This is a genomic window from Pantoea piersonii (assembly GCF_003612015.1).
Classification (GTDB): domain Bacteria; phylum Pseudomonadota; class Gammaproteobacteria; order Enterobacterales; family Enterobacteriaceae; genus Pantoea; species Pantoea piersonii.
In genome coordinates this window covers 253,742-270,332 of sequence record NZ_RARB01000004.1, presented here as the reverse complement: position 1 = coordinate 270,332, position 16,591 = coordinate 253,742, and the positions used below count along the sequence as shown (strand labels likewise).

The following is a 16,591-nucleotide window of genomic DNA, read 5'->3' as shown; positions in this document are numbered from 1 at the left end:
AACGTCGATATTATGAGTAGTTAACGACAAAGGTGACGTCGGCGTTAGCAACACCGGCTGTTGGTGTGGCGCTGGTTGAAACATAGCGTGCGGTGTAGTGCATCGTGTTGGTGCCGTCAGCCAGGGTGAAAGAAGACGTTGCGGTGCCCGGCGTTACTTCTTTATCTGCAGTATCCAGGATCTGAATACCTACGCCAGTTGCCGTTGTCTGGTTAGAAGAGGAGTTAACCGCAAAGAGGCCGGAGTTCTCATTGTCAGTCTGACCGGTGAAGGTAACGGTAGCGGCAGTAGATACGCTGGTGTCACATTCGTTCAGCACAATTTCGAAAGGAATCAGCGCCGTTTTATCGCCAACCGCCGAGAAAGCACCGGTACGGTATTCACCCAGGGCTACAGTTTGATCCGCAGATTCGGTGGCAACCGCGCAAGCGGCATTTACCAGACTACCCGTAAAGTGAATGGTGCCGCCTGAAGCAGTCACGCTTGATGCTGCCTGAGCGCCGACGTTCGCCAGTAACAGAGAAGCCGCCAGCAGAGCAACTTTCGTTTTACCCATTTTTCTTTTCTCCAGATTATAATTACACAAAGAGTTTCCATAGGGCTGATAGAGAACAGAACCAGAGTGTATTACGCCTGTTAAGACGCGTTCTCTTCAACGGGGGCTATAATTAGTCATGAAGGGATACAAAAAAAGTGAAAATAAAACAGTTACGCGCTAAATTCACAAAACGAAAACGACTTTATTTACTTATTAGCACGCAGCAAAAAAGCATCTTAATCAAAGAGGCGTGTAAAAACGTTCGATATTAACTTAAATACATCATGGATTATAAAAACGGAACGGAAGTTAAATAAAAACGGCAGGTAAAAAACAGATCGTTATTCGCGGAAAATATCATCACTAGCTTCAGACAAGCCTGGGATTTAAATCCGTTGTTTTATTACATAGGGTGCGACAACGCTCTGCGTTTAGAAAGGGAAATTTGCTTCTGAGGAGAAGATAAGTTTGAGGCAGAGAAACATGCCCGGAGGCATGCAGTTAAAAGAAGAAGTAGATCAAGTTTTTTATATGAAAGAGCAGAGCCTTTCACAAAGACAGATAAACCGCCACGACCAGCGCGCAAACAATGGCTGCTATTATCACACCACCATATCTGGCTTTCACCTTTAAGAGCCAGGATTGACTGTTATTCTTTTCGGTTTCGCTAGCATGAAGGAGTGTCTGCTGATTGTCGTCCGGTAAACTGCTGCCGGTCATTGCGGCGCCATCGGGCGCGCTGGCTTCTTCTGCCTCAGCGCTAACAGACTCAGGGTTGAGATTGTTTTGCTTAATAACCGCTACCTCTTCTGAAAGCATAAGCCCTTTACGCGGCAAGGTAACAATAACATCGTCGTCAAAACCCAGCGCTTTTAACCTTTTCCTTAAAATAGATATGCTCTGGTAATAGGTATTTCTTGTGACAACAATACCCTTTTTACCCCATACCTCATTAATGAAATCATCATGACTCACCACCTCGCCCTGCCGCTCAATCAGTAATAAAAAGCAACGCGAAGCGGGTTTACTTAAAACAACCTCAGCTATACTGTCATCGAGCGGCTTGAGTACGTTCGTCACAGGATAAAAACAGAGGCGTCCGTCAATAAGGTAATAATTTTCCATAAGGTGATGTCTAAGTAGTCAATTTAACGAGAAACGTTACGTTAGCCACACGTTAAACAGGCATTACGCCCTGCGACGGGTTAACGTTGAGTTTTATTTTACTGATTGCTCAGGATTTGAATAGGAACACCCAGCCTGAAATGAATCGTTCTTATAACGCATTCCATTAATTCAGCCCTCACCTGGCGATAATCTTTAAGTGATTCCCTGTGCTAACCACTCAGGCACTATATACTCTCATTTTCCTGATTTGAAGATCTATTTTATTACCTTTTCCATTACATTAACCTTACAAAAAACACAATGTTATAAATTTAACAATAGCATTCAATGCGTTAGCGAAAGCGCGTTTTCTTTATTAGCCTTTAGCAGCCTTAATATATCCCTGCTCATTCTCAAATAAGAATATTGTTGTCAGGCAAGAGGTGGCCGCATTTATCTTTACGCTAATAAAATACAACGATCAAAAAATTAAAATGCGTTCCAAAATGAGAACGGAAATTTAGCAAAGACCGGTTTCATAAAGAGAGAACCCGCTATTTATGCTGACGCATCAGCAGAATGAAACGTCAGCATTTAGCCATTTTATATACGTAACGTCTAAAACCTAGAGGGTCTGCCGCAGCGTCTCCAGCCGTTCCCGCTGCTTCTGCCCGGCATCAAAGTTCTCCACGGCCAGCCAGCGCTCAAAGCCCCTTTTCACCTGCGGCCACTCGCCGTCGATAATCGAGAACCAGCTGGTGTCGCGCGTTCGCCCGCGATACACAATCGCCTGGCGGAACTCGCCCTCATACTGAAAGCCCAGCCGTGCGGCGGCGCGGCGCGAAGGCGCGTTCAGGCTGTCGCATTTCCACTCATAGCGACGATAGCCGAGCTGCTCAAAGGCGTAGCGCATCAGCAGATAATGGGCTTCGGTCGCCTGCCGCGTCTGTTTCAACAGCGGCGAAAAGGCGACGTGCCCGACTTCGATCACGCCATGTTCCGGCACGATGCGCATCAGCGCCAGCGTGCCCACTGCGCGCCCGCTTTCGCGATCAACCACGGCGAAATGCAGCGGATCGCGGCTGTTCTCCATCTGCTGCATATAGCTGAGCCATTCAGCCCGGTCGTTAAAAGGCCCGGCGAACAGATAGGTCCAGTCGCGGCCATCCTGCGCCAGCGCCCAGGCGGCAAACAGATCGTCGCTGTGCTGCGCCAGGCTTAGCGGCTCCAGCCGACAGTAGCGTCCCTCCAGCGTCTCGCGCTGCGGAAGCGGGCGCGGCTGCCAGCCCGGCAAAGGCTGGCCCACCGGCTGGCCATATTCATTGATGGTGTGTGACATAGCATCTCCTTGTTGTGGTCATCCTGAGATTGCCGCTTTTCTGGTAGGCTAAAAAGCGCCACCGCCAGAGAGAATGATGGATCCATGATGCCTGATGCCCGCCCCTTCCCGACCGGCCAGCTGCTCTCCGCCCCGCTCGCCTTGCGCGACGGCGAAACCCTTCAGCAGCAGCTTTTTCTGCGCGTGAAGCGCGCGATCCTGACGGGCCAGCTTCCGGCAGGCACGCGCCTGCCCGCGACGCGCCAGCTGGCGCAGGATCTGCGGATTTCGCGGAACACGGTTATCAATGCCTGGATGCAGCTGCAGGCGGAAGGGTATCTGATTAGCAATCGTCAGGGCAGCCGCGTCAGCCCGATTGCGCTGCCCGCCCCGCCTGCCCCCTCCGTCGGCAGCGAAGCGCCGGTGGCCGACCGAGTAGCGCTGCTGCGTTCCGGCCACCGCTACAGCAGCGAAGAGATGCCGCTGCGTCCCGGCGTGCCGGCGCTGACGCACTTTCCTTTCGCCGCCTGGCGTCGCGCGCTTAACAGGGTGCTGAGCGACACGCCACAGCGCCTGCTGGGCTATGGCGATCCGCTGGGCGAAATGGCGCTGCGCGTTGCGCTGGCTCAGCATCTCAGCCTGACGCGCGGCGTGCGCTGCCAGCCGCAGCAGATCGTTATCACCGAGGGCGCGCAGCAGGCACTGTCGCTCTGCGTCACGCTGCTCAGCAATCCCGGCGATACCGGCTGGGTGGAAGAACCCGGCTATCGCGGCGCGAAAGCGGCCATGCTGGCCGGTAGCCTGCGCGTGCAGCCGGTTGCGGTGGATGAGCAGGGATTAGCGCCCGACGCCCGGCTGTGGCAGAGCGCTCCGCCGCGCCTGATCTACTGTTCGCCAACCCATCAGTACCCAACCGGCGCGGTGATGAGCGCGGCGCGCAGGCTGGCGCTGCTTGCACAGGCGCAGATGCATCAGGCGTGGATTATCGAGGATGATTACGACGGCGATTTTCGCTACGTTGGCGAACCGATCGGCGCCATGCAGGGCATGACGTCCGGCGCACCGGTTATCTATATCGGTTCATTCAGCAAAACGCTGTTTCCCGCGCTGCGCCTGGGGTTTATGGTGCTGCCTGCCGCGCTGGCGACGACGCTGCGTCCGGCGCTGCATGAGCTGCTGCGCGGCGGCAACCGCCTTGAGCAGCAGGCGCTGGCCGCTTTTATCGCCAGCGGCGACTTTACGCGTCACCTGAGCAAGATGCGCCGTCTTTACCGTCAGCGACAGCAGACGCTGCGACAGGCACTGCGCGAGACGCTGGGCGAAAACGTCAGGCTGCTGGGCGGCGAATGCGGCCTGCATCTGGTGCTGCGGCTGGCTGACGAGATCGACGACGTTGCGCTGGCGGCGCGGCTGTGGCAGGCCGGTTACGCCCCTGGCGCGCTCTCCAGCTACTGCACTGGCGATGCGCCGCCGCGCGGGCTGGTGCTGGGCTACGGCAATACCGGCACCGCGCAGCTTAAGGCGGGGGCGCGACAAATCCGTCGGCTGCTGGACGCTGCGCCGTCCGCTACGGAGCGGGCGCGGCGACAGAGTGCCGCAGAATAAGCTCGGCGCCGAAGGCGGGCAGCGGGCCGACCGGCTCGCCGCGAATGTCGGCAATCAGGCGACGCGCCGCTTCGCGGCCCATCTCATAGACCGGCTGCGCCACCACCGTCAGCGGCGGCGCGACGATTTCGCTCCAGGGAAAGTTATCGTACATGATGAACGAGAGATCCTGCGGGATACGCAGCCCGCGCTGCGCCACGGCGCGCAGCAGCGACATGGCGACCAGGCTGTCGGAAGCGATCAGCGCGGTCGGCGGCGCGCTGCGCTGCCACAGCGTCTCGACGATGCGCGCGATCTGCGCGTCGCTACCGGCATTCGCCTGGATTAGCGAGGTGTCATAGCGACGACCGGCGGCGGCAAAAGCCGCCATCATGCCGCCTACGCGCTGCGCCACCGGCGTCAGGCCAAAGTCCGCCGCTTCGCGGTACTCCCCCTCCAGCTCCATGCTGGTGATATAGGCGATGCGTTCATGACCCGCCTCCAGCAGTTGCTGCGTCGCCTCGCGCGCCACGGCGGTAAAATCGCAGCAGATCGCTTCGACATCCAGATCAATTACTGCACGATCGAACAACCTGAGCGCGCGTCCCTCTTCCAGAACCTGTAGCAGATGGCCGTTTTTCTCCCGCGACGAGTGGCTGGGAGCGACGATAATGCCGTCGACCCGCTTCTCCAGCATTACCCGCACCGCATCCTGCTCGGCCTGCCCTTTCTCATCGCTGTTGCCCAGCAGCAGATGAAAGCCCGCCTGGCGCGCCACGTCGGCCATGCCGCGCAGCGCCAGACCAAAATGCGGGTTCTCGATATCGCCGACAATCACGCCGATCGTGTTAGATCGCCCGGTGTTCATGGTGCGCGCCACCTCGTTAGGCCGGTAGCCCAGCGATGCCGCCGCGCGGTTGACTCGCGTCTGTACCTCTTCACTGACGGCGCCGTAGCCGCCGAGCGCCCTGGCCGCCTGCGCTTTTGAAACGCTGGCCGCCCGGGCGACGTCAGCAACGGTAGGCGCTTTGGATCGCATTTTTTGAATGGTCATAATTAATTCGAATCACAGGTTGATGACAGGAAGATTGACGTCGAAAAAAGGCTGTGCTTAAACTCATTGTAACGCCTTGAGACCGGTCTCACAACAACTGTGCTCTTGTCGTCACCTGCGTTGAGACCGGTCTCATAACTCTATTACTACCGGCTCGACTGTCTCTGATGTTTAACCTGCAAAAACGGATGAGCTATGAAATCGCCAATTCACCTGAGCGCCCTGTGCGGCGCCGCAATCGCACTCTGTTCACTCTCGTTCAGCACGCTGGCGGCCAGCAGCGATAACCCCTACGGGCTGCTGGAGCCGGGCCACCTGCGCATCGCCAGCGTGGGCGACTCTAAACCCTATACCTTTACCGACGCCAGCGGCCAGTTCACCGGCTTCGACGTGGAGTTCTTTAAAAATGTGGCGCACCGCATGGGCATCGATCAGGTGGATTTCGTCGGACAGGATTTCTCCGCCATCCTGCCCGCCGTTGCCAACGGTCAGTTTGACGCCGCGGTCGCCGCTATCGGCATCACCCCGGCGCGCGAGAAGACGGTGGACTTCTCTACCGGCTATCTGGCGGGCTACCTCACGGTGCTGACGCGCAGCGACAGCGGCGTGAAAAACGTTGAGACGCTGGCGAAGCATCGGCTCGGGGTGGTTCAGGGCACGCTGCAGGAGAACTACGCCGTCCAGCACTTCACTCAGAGCGACGTGGTGCGCTTTCCTGACAATAACGCTGCGGTCTCCGCGCTGAACAACGGCACGCTGGACGCGGTATTCCTCGACTATGAAGCGGCCAAAAGCTACGCCGAACGCTTCAAGCTGATCTCCGCCGCCGATATTCCGTCGTTCGATGCGCCGGCGGGCGTCGCCATCGCCAAAAATAAACCGGCGTTTAAGGCCGCGCTCGACAAGGCGATCAAAGCCGCCATGCAGGACGGCACCTGGAAACAGCTTTATCAGAAGTGGTTTCCCGGCTCGCCGATGCCTGAGCAGTATCTGCCCGGCGGCCAGTAATGCGTGAGCGCTGAGCGTTCGGCTTTTCACCAGTGACGGCATCGTCCGTCACGCGTACTGATGGAGTACGGCGATGGATCTTCTGACAATGCTTTCCCGCACCTTCTTCGATTTCGACTCAATGAAGGAAGTGCTGCCGCAGCTGTTGGCGACCGGGCTGGTCAACACTCTGATCATCTCAGTCGCCGCCACGCTGCTCGGCACGCTGTTCGGCCTGTTGCTGGCGCTGATGGGCATTTCGCCGTCGCGCTGGCTGCGGCTGCCCGCGCGTCTTTATACCGACCTGTTTCGCGGCCTGCCGTCGATTCTGACCATTCTGCTGATTGGGCAGGGCCTGGCGCGCTTCAGCTATCAATTGTTCGGGCCGACGCCCTACCCGCTCGGCATTTTCGCCCTCAGCCTGATCGCCAGCGCCTATATGGGCGAGATTTTCCGCGCCGGTATTCAGAGCGTGGAGCGCGGGCAGATGGAGGCGTGCCGCGCGCTGGGCATGAGCTACGGCCGCGCGATGCGCCAGGTGGTGATCCCGCAGGGCATCCGCCGCGTGCTGCCCGCTATCGTGAACCAGTTTATCGCCATTATTAAAGACTCGTCGCTGGTCTACCTGCTCGGCCTGATGACCGGCCAGCGCGAGCTGTTCCGCGTCGGACAGGACGCGGCGGTGCTTACCGGCAACCTGTCGCCGCTGATGCTGGCAGGGCTTTTCTACCTGGTGATTACCGTGCCGCTGACCCATGCGGTGAACTATATCGACGTGCGCTACCGCACCGGTCGTCGTCGCCTCACCGCGCCGCAGAGCGGCCTGAAAGAGGTCGAAGAAGTGCTAAAGCGCCCCGAGGGCGCGCTGACCACACCATCCTTAACCAGCAATCGGGGGCAATAATGAGCGTTGCAATGAAACTGAGTGAACCGCCCGCTGCGGCGAGCTGGAAAGGATCGAGCCTGGAGCTGCGCGATCTCTCGCTGGCCTACGGACCGATCGAGGTGCTGCGTCGCGTGTCGCTGCGCATCGCACCCGGCACCACCACCTGCATTATCGGGCCTTCCGGCTCCGGCAAATCGACCCTGCTGCGCGGCATCAACCGCCTGCATGAACCTAAATCGGGCGACGTGCTGCTGGCGGGACGCTCGGTGCTGAAAGACAAGCCCGACGCGCTGCGGCTGCGTATTGGTATGGTGTTCCAGCACTTCAACCTGTTTCCCGACCACAGCGCGCTGGAGAACGTGGCGCTGGCACCCTGGAAGGTAAAAGGCCTGCCGAAGGCGCAGGCGATGGCGATTGCACGCCAGCGGCTTGAGGAGGTGGGCTTAGGCCAGCGCGCCGATCACCGCCCGCGCGATCTCTCCGGCGGCCAACAGCAGCGCGTGGCGATTGCCCGCGCGCTGGCGATGGACCCCGAGGTAATGCTGTTTGACGAGGCGACCTCGGCGCTCGATCCCGAGCTGGTAAAAGGAGTGCTGACGCTGATGGCCGATCTCTGCCGGCGCGGCATGACCATGGTGGTGGTCACCCATGAGATGGGCTTCGCCCGCAAGGTCGCCGATCAGGTGGTGTTTATGGACGAAGGGGAGATCGTTGAAGCGGGCCCGCCCGCCGCACTGTTCGATGCGCCCCAGTCGCCGCGCCTGCAACGTTTTCTGTCGGAAGTGCTGTAAGCCTTCTCTCTTTCGTAATGAACAAGGAACCGAATCATGGCTTTTGAACAACTCTCTCGCGTAGTGGTACTGGGCGGCGGCGCGCTTGGCGTCTCCAGCGCGCTGCAGCTGGCGAAACGCGGCGCGGCGGTCACGCTGGTGACTGAGGCAGAACTCTGTTCCGGCGCCTCTGGCCGTTCGCTCTCGTGGCTGAACTCCGCGGGCGAACGCTCCACACCCTATCACGCGCTGCGCATGGCGGGCATCGATCGCTACCGCACGCTGTTCGCCGACGATCCCTCGCGCGACTGGCTGCGTTTCGACGGCGGCCTGTACTGGGCGGCGGACGACCTGAGCGGTACGCGCGCGCGCCATACCTATGAGAAGGCACACGGCTACGACTCACGGCTGGTCACGCGCGACAGCCTGGCGCAGGCGGATGCGCAGGTAGAGGGCGAGGCGCTGGCGCAGGAGGCGATCTTCAACCCTGGCGAAGGCTGGGTCAGCCTGCCGCACCTGGTGGCGCATCTGGCGCATCAGCTGCGCGCGCTGGGCGGCGAGATCGTCGAGCACGCCGGGAAATGTGAAGTCGTGCGCAGCGGGCAGCGCGCCAGCGGCATCAGGCTGGCGAGCGGGGATATCCTGCACGCCGACGCGGTGCTGGTCGCCTGCGGCCCCGCCACGCCGGATGTGGTCGCGCCGCTCGGCGTCACTATCCCCAACGGTTCGCCCGTTTCTATGCTGGTGATCACAGCACCCAGCGCGCACGGGCTGAAGGCGGTGCTGAATACGCCACGCGCGGCGGTACGCCCCAATCCGGGCAATACCTTCGCGCTGGATCACGACTGGTACGAAGAGGATATTCAGCAACAGGCTGACGGCAGCTATTCCATTGATGAGCGCGTGGTGGCGCAGCTCGCCGCCGAGGCGAGCAAGTTAATGAAAGGCGAGCCGCTGCGCGCCGCGAGCTGGAAGCTGGGGTTAAAACCGATCCCCGGCGACGGCGAACCGGTGCTGGGCGAGCTGGAGAGCGTGCCGGGCTGCTTTGTCGCCTTTACCCATTCTGGCGCGACCCTGGCGCTGATTGCGGGCGAGCTGCTGGCGGAGGAGATCCTGACGGGCGAGAAGCAGCCGATGCTGGAGAGCTTCCGGCCTGCCCGTTTCGCATAAAAAAGCCGGTCACGCTGACCGGCTGTAAACTGCTGGTGCCCGTATATGGCACGCGGGCGCGCTGGCCCGGCGACAGGCGCACCTCAGGGATGAGGTACGTATACGCGTGGTTAGCGCTGCCTTCTTAGCCGCGTTCGCACTTAGCCGCGATAGTAGATATCGCCTGTTTCTGCCTTGAGGATTTTGCCGACGTCATTGGTGATCAACAGATAGTTGCCGCCGATATAGGTCCAGTGGCTGCCGGTTTCCGGCGCAGGCAGGTTACGCTTCTGCCACTCAACGATGGTGTAGGTTTTATCCAGATACTGCTGCGGCACGCTGTCGCCGACCTTGTACTCTTTGTAGTCGATGATGATGCGGTCGAGATCGTATTTTGACTGCGGCTGCGAAGTGCCGGCGTTAGCGTCTGGCGCTGGCGAGGGGGTGCTGCCCGCTTCCGGCTCTTCCGCGTTTGGTCCCAGCGGCGGCTGGCCGTTGCTGTCGGTGCTATCGCCCTGCGGCTGCGCATCGGCAGGTGCCTGCTGCTGCACCTGCGGCGGCGGCGGAACGGTATCGGTGGCGTCGCCTTCCGCCTGTGCGGCGGGAACAAGGCTCAGCGAGCCAAACAGTAAACCCGCTAAAAAGAGTGCGTTCTGAGTCCTGCGCATAGTGTTTTCCACGTTGATTGATTTTGTTAACAGTAGACCAGGATAAAGACAATCTGTACAGCCTCTCAGTTCCGCATGCGAGGCAGGTAAATGTAAAGAAACGCGTCGCGCCGCTCCCGATCCGCCTAGCCGTCGGGAACAAATCTTTATCACCTCCCCGACGGGGAAATCCGTCGCCATGCCGGGCTATGCACGACTGCTCCAGCACATTACTTGCTGCGCGGCATTATCTGTATCGCTAATCTGGCGGTATCTTAAAGTTTTCTGTAATTAGAAATCCATAAACAAAATAACCGTCAGCCCGCTCATCATTTATTTTAAACACATCTCTCTTACATAAAGGCATTAATGGTTTAGGCAATTAAATTGCGGAATTTATAGTAATTTGAGAATCTCAGAAGCAACAGGCTATATAGTTTTGATGCCGATCAATAATCATTCTCAACTGGAGGGGTAGCGTCAATGCTCTTTTAATGAAAAGGATTTTTTATCATGGCTATCCCTGCTTATTTATGGCTAAAAGATGACGGCGGCGCAGATATTAAAGGTTCGGTAGATGTACAAGATCGGGAAGGCAGCATTGAGATCCTTAGCTTTATGCATGGTTTGAGTATTCCTACCGATCCTCATACCGGAAAGCTAACGGGTACACGTATCCACAGTGCGCTTGAGTTTGAAAAAGAATTTGATTCATCCAGCCCTTATCTTTATAAGGCTGTAGCCTCCGGCCAGACGCTAAAAAGTGCTGAAATAAAGTGGTATTGCATCAATTACGCTGGCCAGGAAGAGGAGTACTTCAACATGTTGCTTGAAGGCGTAAAGGTCGTCTCTGTTAACCCTCTGATGCATAATATTAAAACCATCGAAAACATGAACCATCTCGAGTCTGTCACGCTGCGCTACGAGCGAATCACCTGGAAATATTGCGATGGTAATATTCAGCATTCCGACAGCTGGAAAGAGCGAGCATAAGGTTGAGTTTGCATGGCGCAGGTTTGCGCCATCCATCACAAGGAGAAGAGTGATGACATGGGTTTATGATGTCAGAAAAAAGACATTCACGCATAACGGTGTGTATCAGTTTAGCGCACGCTATGCGGGCGCGCCGGGCTATAAAGACAATCCTGATTATGAGTGTTTGAAAAATAAAGGGCCGCTGCCAAGAGGTAAGTATCGAATCGTAGGAATTCCTTTCACCCATGAGATCGCAGGTGCTTTTACATTGAGACTTGAACCTTATGCAGAAAATAACATGTGCGGCAGAGCCGGTTTTCTTATCCACGGAGACAGTAGAAAAAACCCCGGAGCGGCATCAAATGGTTGCATTATTTTAGCGCCTCGATACAGACAACAAATTTTTGAATCGCGAGATCGTGAGGTTATCGTCATATGAAAAAAATTTTTATTTTAACAATATTCTTCATTAGTTTTAGCGTTGTCTCCTCTGTAAAACCTGAACAATGCATACCAGTTAAAAACCATGTAGGCATAGCTACGCTTTTTACTATGGTAGAGGATTTTGATATCCCAATTGCTCAAGTAGACCGGAGCAAAACCAAAACAGAGATACTCTATACAGAGCCTGTAAATCATGAGCTTGCCATGCTCTATGGTAAAAAAGAGAGAATCCTTAGTGGCGGAGAAATGAGTGATGACAAAACCACCGCAGAGCAATACGCAGAAGGATTTATGCGGAACAACGCTAAAAATATAATAGTGAAATATAATTTTTATAATCATCAGGGAAAGGAGAATATTTTAATTATCTCTGCATTCGTCAGTGATACCGACTGCGCGGTGCGCTGGAATGGATACGTGGTGGTGAAGCGAGAGTTTTAATAGCTGTTAGTTAAAAACTTCCTGTGACAGTATTAACGATCCCGTGTAACGCAATCTGCCTTTAATTTTTAGGCGATAGCCAGCATTGAACACGCAACATCAACCTTCTCTGTCGACTGCATGAACAGCCAACGGAGCCGTAAGTATCTCGCAGCGCTTATCTAATAAAGATTCCACCGAGGCGCGGTTGCCCCTATCCCAGCCACGGCGGGTGGTCAGCAGGATAAACCCTTTTTCTCCCGAGAAGGTGGCTGGTATCAACGCTATGCCATAGTCAGCCAGTTCAGGCGACGATAAGCGGAAGTCGCGCGCCACTAAGGCGATGGGATAGATGCCCATCGCCGTCGGCTGCATTACGCGGCGGGCATAATAAGTATGGTTCAGCAGCCGGTCAGGCAAAGGACGCCACTGCTCATCTATGAAGGGTCGCTCAGCCTGAAGCTGACGACGCACATCTTCCCGCAGACAGGTGAGATGAATATGCAGCTGGTTCTGGCTGCGTCCCCAGGCGGAGTTAATCGCCAGCCCCAGCATATCGTCGGGAACATCTGCGCCATAGGCCGACATTAAGCGATAACGCATCAGCCAGGCATAGCCAAAGTAGTCGGTGCGGCCCGCGCGCGATAGCGAGATGCTCTCGATACCGGACATCGCCAGGTTTGGCACCAGGATAAAATGGTATTTGTAGCGGGGATTTTGCAGGATGCTGAAGCCCTGCTCTTTATTCTGCGGCTGATAGATTTGCTGACATGGCGCGGGATCGTGCCGGTAGTGGTAGTTGGTCATGCAGAGATCCTGTGTGACCATCCACAGCGCGTCAGAGCGCGCGCATCCGGTTAGCAGGAGCGTAATAGCAGAGAGTAATAACCCTCGATAGATCCTTAATCGCATAAAAGTCAGCCGGTAGTTGCCATTAACGCAGTCAGGCTCATACAAGGTAAGACGGGCAGCCTGATTATGCTGTCTGACAGCATAGTGTTATCTTTCAATGGATTTTAACTCAGGCATAGCGGGTTGGGTCATTCTTTCTCGTTACCTCAAGCGCGTGCTGCGCATAGCGCCATACAGCTGACATATTCAGGACGAAGCACAGAACGGAGCAGCGATGACGAACGCGCTGCCCGACTGTTCCCTGTTTCACTTACTCGGGAGAAAAGGATTTATGAAAAAACTTCTCGTATCGGCGCTGATTACCTGCGGCTTATCAGCCTGTAGTTACGATAACAGCGGGACGAGCAGATCGCCGGAAAAAGCAGGACGCACCATGCCGGATATTTACCAGTCGGTCTCCCCTTCTCAGCAACGAGCAATAATGTCGGGTGAACGTCCCGACTGGACAGAGATTCAGCCAACACATTTCCCTCGACGCATGTAGGAAATTTACGCTGTGACGCCAGCTGAATGAGGTGTGGTCGGTGAGCGTTCGTTTTGTAAGGGTGATGTTTGGTTTCGCTGATGACGCGCTGCGGCAGATCCTGCATTGGTAAGCAGAGCGTGGCGTGTTTTTAAGAAGGGATGTCGGGGGCTGCCTTTGTGCTAATAAAACGCGTCGGGAAACAGGTAAAGACTGTTTGTTATCACAAAGGGTTTTTAGAGGAAGTTGGGAAAAGTTATACAGGGTTGGAATTAGAAAAAGGGGCGAGATGCATTTCTTTACCTGTTATGCAAAGCTGTTACTTGTTTCGTTAATCTGGAAGCCAGTTCGCAAATCGGCTCCGTTCAGGACAAGGCAACATGCTTTTTTACCAGGCCGATCCCACGCTGGAAAACTACTGGCGCGGCGTCATTCTGTTTGGCAACAACGTCGCATCCTACAAATTCGCCCTGGCGCATGCGCTTTACGATCTGCATACACAGGGCAACGATCTCATCTCTCTGGAAGCGCTGGCGCGTCCTTTCAGCCAGCATTTGTGCCGCCATCTAGAGCAGGCCCCAAAGCAGATCACCACCAAAAGCAGTCAGTTCCTCGACGCCTGTACGCAGTTCAATCATGGCGACATCAGTGAAGAAACACTGCTGGCGTTAACCGTTAAGCGTGGCTTCGCTAACGTGATTGATGCCTTTCACAACGTGAACCGCGCTGAGATTGACGTGCGTTTTTTTCTCGATGAACGTAAAACGCATAAGGGTATCCGGCTCACCGAAGCGTTCTTCCGGCTGACCGAGACCCAGCAGTTTCAGAACCTCATCCATGAAACCGATGCGCGCTGGCGGCTGGTCGAACAGGCCTGGTCGATGGGCGTATCACGTAATCTGGTGGCGGTGGAGTATGACAGTGAGCAGCAGATTCTGTTTACGCGCCAGCGTGAGCGGCGCGTCGATATCACCAGCTGTCGCAACAGCCTGAACGGTTACCAGAAAGGCCGCTGCTTCTACTGCTATCGGCCGGTCAGTCTTGAGCGGGGTCACGCAGATCTCACCGACGTCGATCACTTTATTCCCTGGGCGGCGCGTGACCAGGTGCCGAACCTCAACGGCGTATGGAATCTGGTGCTGGCGTGTCAGAGCTGCAATCGCGGCAAGGAAGGTAAGTTCGCCCATATCCCGTCGCAACAGTTGCTGGAACGGTTGCATAAGCGCAACGAGTATTTTATTAACAGCCATCTGCCGCTGCGCGAGACGCTGATTCAACAGACTGGCAGTAGTGAAGCCATGCGTCGCAGCTTTTTGGCATCAGGCTGGCAGGCGGCGCGCAGTATGCTGTTCCATATCTGGCAACCTCAGGCCTGTGGAGATGCCTTATTTTGAGCACACAACACTATTATCAGCACAATGCACAGCAGTTCTTCGAGAGCACGGTCGCAGTTGATATGGCAGAGATCCGCGATCGGTTCACTGCCCTACTGCCTGCGCATGGCTCTGTTCTGGATGCGGGTTGTGGTTCTGGACGTGATGCTAAGGCCTTTGCTGAACAGAGATTTCAGGTAGAGGCGTTTGACGCCTCGCCTGAACTGGCTGAGCTGGCGAGTCAGCATAGCGGCTTGCCGGTTAAGGTGATGCGGTTTCAGGAGCTGGAAGTATCTGCGCGCTATGACGGGATCTGGTGCTGCGCATCGCTGCTGCATGTGTCGCGGGCGGAGCTGCCGGAGGTGTTCAGGCGGCTGGCGAAAGCGTTAAAGGCTGGCGGCGTACTGTATGCGTCCTTTAAATATGGTAAGGGCAAGCGGGAGGATAATGGGCGGGTGTTTACGGATATGCGTGAGGGGGAGATTGCGGAGATTTTGAGGGAGAATGGCGTTGCTGGGTTGACAGTGATGCAAGAGTGGATGAGTGAGGATAGGCGTAGGGAAAGAAGCGATCGGTGGGTGAATGTGTTAGTGGGGAAAATGGGATAGCGGGTTTCCGATATTTAACCGCCCCCGATGCTGTATCAGGAGCGGTTTTCTATTCATGCGGCTTTTTGTTTACCGGCAATGACTTTAATAAACTCCAGTACCTGCTTTTGTTTCCGCGCCGACAGCTTGCATGCCTGGCGTAGCGACTGCATTAGCTCGTTCTCTTGCTGTTGGGCTGTGAGCACAATGCAGCCTTTCATTACTTTCACCTCAACCGTCGTGCCAGTGGTAAAACCTGCAGCCTCCAGCCACTGTCCTTTCATGGTAATAGCGGGAGTTCGGTGGTAATCCGGATAGCGACTCGCATAGCCAACAGTTATTTGGCGATTGTTTGACGCGAAGACTTCTGGTTCAGACGGTTGTGCAATAGAATGCGTGTCAGTCATGATTACTATTCTCTCTTAATAGTAGTTGTGATTAGCGGCGCGGAGGTGTTGCAGCACATCCGCGCCGCGCTAAATACCTGTATATATCATCAGAAAAGGAAAATAAGTCCAGATTGAAACAGGTTAAAATATGGTATGCCTGAAACGATTTTAATATATAAACGAGCAATTCCTCTAGACTTAAAGAATAAAAAATCGCTCGTGAAATTTCGCCAAAAAGTCATTATTTTTTATTTCAAGCTATCCATACTAAAACCTCATATTAAATAAAACCCTTACTTGGCTGCTGACGGCCTTGTCGCGTAGGCTCATCGATCTATTCATCCTGGCTTTCAACATATCTCTACGTAATGCCGTTCTTATCGGTTACTCATTTACTGTACATATAATCGCCATCACTTGATTCTGATCAATTCTGACAGCCGACTGACGTGTACATTTAGAAGGTTTATTCACCAGACAGGGAGTTCAGGTTATGGCAATACCCGTTTATCTGTGGCTTTACGATGAGGAAGATAAGTTGGTCAGAAGTGGCGTAGACGTTAATGGGCGTGAGGGCAGCATTGAACTTGTAGGCATGCAGCATGAGGTGTTTATACCCACTGACGATTTGACGGCGGCAACGACTGCAATGCGCCAGCATGAGGCATATACATTCGAAAAAGAAATTGACCGCTCTTCGCCTCTGCTTTACCGCGCCCTAACAATGGGCAGATCGCTGAAAAAAGCTATCTTCAGGTATTACTGCATCAACTATAACGGCATCGAAGAAGAATATTTCAATGTTGTACTCGAGAACGTAAAAATATGCCACGTTGTGCCCATCATGTTTGATATCAAGGATGCAGACTTCGAAAAGCATGGACATATTGAGCACGTTGGCCTGCGCTACGAAAAAATTACATGGAACTATGTAGACGGCAACATCCAGCACACCGACAGCTGGAAAGAGCGTAGAACCGCATAAGGA

At 55.2% G+C, this 16,591-nt stretch carries 19 protein-coding genes; 12 read left to right on the top strand and 7 right to left on the bottom strand.

Translation table 11 applies throughout. From position 1 onward, the window contains the following. Positions 1-10 precede the first annotated feature (10 nt). The 3 genes from fimA to D7S44_RS13250 form a co-directional block, all read right to left on the bottom strand. Complete coding sequence (gene fimA / locus D7S44_RS13260) at positions 11-556, bottom strand: type 1 fimbrial major subunit FimA (RefSeq protein ID WP_120455544.1); 546 nt, start codon at positions 554-556, stop codon at positions 11-13. Positions 557-1,087: 531 nt separating this feature from the next. Further along, entirely contained in the window at positions 1,088-1,663 is a 576-nt protein-coding gene (locus D7S44_RS13255; protein ID WP_120455543.1) for a transcriptional regulator, read from the bottom strand. A gap of 607 nt (positions 1,664-2,270) precedes the next feature. Beyond that, positions 2,271-2,984, bottom strand: a complete 714-nt coding sequence (locus D7S44_RS13250; RefSeq protein WP_120455541.1) for a GNAT family N-acetyltransferase — start codon at positions 2,982-2,984, stop codon at positions 2,271-2,273. Positions 2,985-3,068: 84 nt separating this feature from the next. On the opposite strand from D7S44_RS13250, the gene pdxR reads away from it, so the two are divergent. Further along, positions 3,069-4,568, top strand: a complete 1,500-nt coding sequence (pdxR, locus tag D7S44_RS13245; protein ID WP_240629462.1) for a MocR-like pyridoxine biosynthesis transcription factor PdxR — start codon at positions 3,069-3,071, stop codon at positions 4,566-4,568. Here pdxR and D7S44_RS13240 read toward each other — a convergent pair. Then, positions 4,531-5,601, bottom strand: coding sequence for a LacI family DNA-binding transcriptional regulator (locus D7S44_RS13240; RefSeq protein ID WP_120455539.1), 1,071 nt, complete (start codon positions 5,599-5,601; stop codon positions 4,531-4,533). The genes pdxR and D7S44_RS13240 overlap by 38 nt on opposite strands. Positions 5,602-5,796: 195 nt before the next feature. Here D7S44_RS13240 and D7S44_RS13235 point away from each other — a divergent pair, with 195 nt between their 5' ends. The 4 genes from D7S44_RS13235 to D7S44_RS13220 all read left to right on the top strand — a co-directional run bounded on the left by D7S44_RS13235 (position 5,797) and on the right by D7S44_RS13220 (position 9,414). After that, a complete protein-coding gene (locus D7S44_RS13235) occupies positions 5,797-6,609 on the top strand; it encodes an ABC transporter substrate-binding protein (RefSeq protein WP_120455537.1) in 813 nt (270 codons plus the stop codon). Positions 6,610-6,682: 73 nt separating this feature from the next. Then, on the top strand, positions 6,683-7,492 hold the full coding sequence (locus tag D7S44_RS13230) for an amino acid ABC transporter permease (protein WP_120455535.1): 810 nt from the start codon (positions 6,683-6,685) through the stop codon (positions 7,490-7,492). 11 nt (positions 7,493-7,503) lie between these two features. Continuing rightward, positions 7,504-8,265 (top strand): amino acid ABC transporter ATP-binding protein, encoded by a 762-nt coding sequence (locus D7S44_RS13225; RefSeq protein WP_158591253.1) that lies wholly within the window; start codon positions 7,504-7,506, stop codon positions 8,263-8,265. Between the two features lie 36 nt (positions 8,266-8,301). Next, complete coding sequence (locus D7S44_RS13220; protein ID WP_120455531.1) at positions 8,302-9,414, top strand: NAD(P)/FAD-dependent oxidoreductase; 1,113 nt, start codon at positions 8,302-8,304, stop codon at positions 9,412-9,414. Positions 9,415-9,554: 140 nt separating this feature from the next. Here D7S44_RS13220 and D7S44_RS13215 read toward each other — a convergent pair whose 3' ends face one another. Then, a complete protein-coding gene (locus tag D7S44_RS13215) occupies positions 9,555-10,061 on the bottom strand; it encodes an RcnB family protein (RefSeq protein WP_120455529.1) in 507 nt (168 codons plus the stop codon). Between the two features lie 492 nt (positions 10,062-10,553). On the opposite strand from D7S44_RS13215, the gene D7S44_RS13210 reads away from it, so the two are divergent. Genes D7S44_RS13210 through D7S44_RS13200 form a run of 3 tightly spaced genes read left to right on the top strand, consistent with a single transcriptional unit; the run spans position 10,554 to position 11,900 of the window. Further along, on the top strand, positions 10,554-11,033 hold the full coding sequence (locus D7S44_RS13210; RefSeq protein WP_120455527.1) for an Hcp family type VI secretion system effector: 480 nt from the start codon (positions 10,554-10,556) through the stop codon (positions 11,031-11,033). 52 nt (positions 11,034-11,085) lie between these two features. Continuing rightward, complete coding sequence (locus D7S44_RS13205; protein WP_120455525.1) at positions 11,086-11,454, top strand: tlde1 domain-containing protein; 369 nt, start codon at positions 11,086-11,088, stop codon at positions 11,452-11,454. After that, entirely contained in the window at positions 11,451-11,900 is a 450-nt protein-coding gene (locus D7S44_RS13200) for a hypothetical protein (protein ID WP_120455523.1), read from the top strand. Before D7S44_RS13205 ends, D7S44_RS13200 begins: the two co-directional genes overlap by 4 nt. 99 nt (positions 11,901-11,999) lie before the next feature. Here D7S44_RS13200 and D7S44_RS13195 read toward each other — a convergent pair whose 3' ends face one another. Then, positions 12,000-12,791, bottom strand: a complete 792-nt coding sequence (locus D7S44_RS13195) for a CDP-diacylglycerol diphosphatase (protein WP_120455894.1) — start codon at positions 12,789-12,791, stop codon at positions 12,000-12,002. Between the two features lie 214 nt (positions 12,792-13,005). On the opposite strand from D7S44_RS13195, the gene D7S44_RS23330 reads away from it, so the two are divergent. The 3 genes from D7S44_RS23330 (at position 13,006) to D7S44_RS13185 (ending at position 15,235) form a co-directional block, all read left to right on the top strand. Continuing rightward, positions 13,006-13,275, top strand: coding sequence for a hypothetical protein (locus D7S44_RS23330; protein ID WP_147402105.1), 270 nt, complete (start codon positions 13,006-13,008; stop codon positions 13,273-13,275). 359 nt (positions 13,276-13,634) lie between these two features. Beyond that, complete coding sequence (locus D7S44_RS13190) at positions 13,635-14,648, top strand: HNH endonuclease (RefSeq protein WP_120455521.1); 1,014 nt, start codon at positions 13,635-13,637, stop codon at positions 14,646-14,648. Then, positions 14,645-15,235 (top strand): class I SAM-dependent methyltransferase, encoded by a 591-nt coding sequence (locus D7S44_RS13185; RefSeq protein WP_240629461.1) that lies wholly within the window; start codon positions 14,645-14,647, stop codon positions 15,233-15,235. Before D7S44_RS13190 ends, D7S44_RS13185 begins: the two co-directional genes overlap by 4 nt. Positions 15,236-15,288: 53 nt before the next feature. Here the strand turns inward: D7S44_RS13185 and symE are convergent, their stop codons facing one another. After that, positions 15,289-15,621 (bottom strand): endoribonuclease SymE, encoded by a 333-nt coding sequence (gene symE / locus D7S44_RS13180; RefSeq protein WP_120455519.1) that lies wholly within the window; start codon positions 15,619-15,621, stop codon positions 15,289-15,291. Between the two features lie 475 nt (positions 15,622-16,096). Between symE and tssD the strand changes: the two genes are divergently transcribed. Beyond that, positions 16,097-16,588, top strand: a complete 492-nt coding sequence (gene tssD, locus D7S44_RS13175; RefSeq protein WP_120455517.1) for a type VI secretion system tube protein TssD — start codon at positions 16,097-16,099, stop codon at positions 16,586-16,588. The last annotated feature ends 3 nt before the right edge of the window (positions 16,589-16,591 follow it).

Excerpts from the sequence above, each read along its gene's own strand:
- D7S44_RS13255 (WP_120455543.1), bottom strand. The coding sequence starts at position 1,663 with ATGGAAAATTATTACCTTATTGACGGACGCCTCTGTTTTTATCCTGTG.
- D7S44_RS13200 (WP_120455523.1), top strand. The coding sequence starts at position 11,451 with ATGAAAAAAATTTTTATTTTAACAATATTCTTCATTAGTTTTAGCGTT.
- D7S44_RS13220 (WP_120455531.1), top strand. The coding sequence starts at position 8,302 with ATGGCTTTTGAACAACTCTCTCGCGTAGTGGTACTGGGCGGCGGCGCG.
- D7S44_RS13195 (WP_120455894.1), bottom strand. The coding sequence starts at position 12,791 with ATGCGATTAAGGATCTATCGAGGGTTATTACTCTCTGCTATTACGCTC.
- tssD (WP_120455517.1), top strand. The coding sequence starts at position 16,097 with ATGGCAATACCCGTTTATCTGTGGCTTTACGATGAGGAAGATAAGTTG.
- D7S44_RS13250 (WP_120455541.1), bottom strand. The coding sequence starts at position 2,984 with ATGTCACACACCATCAATGAATATGGCCAGCCGGTGGGCCAGCCTTTG.
- pdxR (WP_240629462.1), top strand. The coding sequence starts at position 3,069 with ATGATGCCTGATGCCCGCCCCTTCCCGACCGGCCAGCTGCTCTCCGCC.
- D7S44_RS13225 (WP_158591253.1), top strand. The coding sequence starts at position 7,504 with ATGAAACTGAGTGAACCGCCCGCTGCGGCGAGCTGGAAAGGATCGAGC.
- D7S44_RS13230 (WP_120455535.1), top strand. The coding sequence starts at position 6,683 with ATGGATCTTCTGACAATGCTTTCCCGCACCTTCTTCGATTTCGACTCA.
- D7S44_RS13240 (WP_120455539.1), bottom strand. The coding sequence starts at position 5,601 with ATGACCATTCAAAAAATGCGATCCAAAGCGCCTACCGTTGCTGACGTC.
- D7S44_RS13215 (WP_120455529.1), bottom strand. The coding sequence starts at position 10,061 with ATGCGCAGGACTCAGAACGCACTCTTTTTAGCGGGTTTACTGTTTGGC.
- D7S44_RS23330 (WP_147402105.1), top strand. The coding sequence starts at position 13,006 with ATGACGAACGCGCTGCCCGACTGTTCCCTGTTTCACTTACTCGGGAGA.
- D7S44_RS13190 (WP_120455521.1), top strand. The coding sequence starts at position 13,635 with ATGCTTTTTTACCAGGCCGATCCCACGCTGGAAAACTACTGGCGCGGC.
- D7S44_RS13205 (WP_120455525.1), top strand. The coding sequence starts at position 11,086 with ATGACATGGGTTTATGATGTCAGAAAAAAGACATTCACGCATAACGGT.
- D7S44_RS13235 (WP_120455537.1), top strand. The coding sequence starts at position 5,797 with ATGAAATCGCCAATTCACCTGAGCGCCCTGTGCGGCGCCGCAATCGCA.
- fimA (WP_120455544.1), bottom strand. The coding sequence starts at position 556 with ATGGGTAAAACGAAAGTTGCTCTGCTGGCGGCTTCTCTGTTACTGGCG.
- D7S44_RS13210 (WP_120455527.1), top strand. The coding sequence starts at position 10,554 with ATGGCTATCCCTGCTTATTTATGGCTAAAAGATGACGGCGGCGCAGAT.
- symE (WP_120455519.1), bottom strand. The coding sequence starts at position 15,621 with ATGACTGACACGCATTCTATTGCACAACCGTCTGAACCAGAAGTCTTC.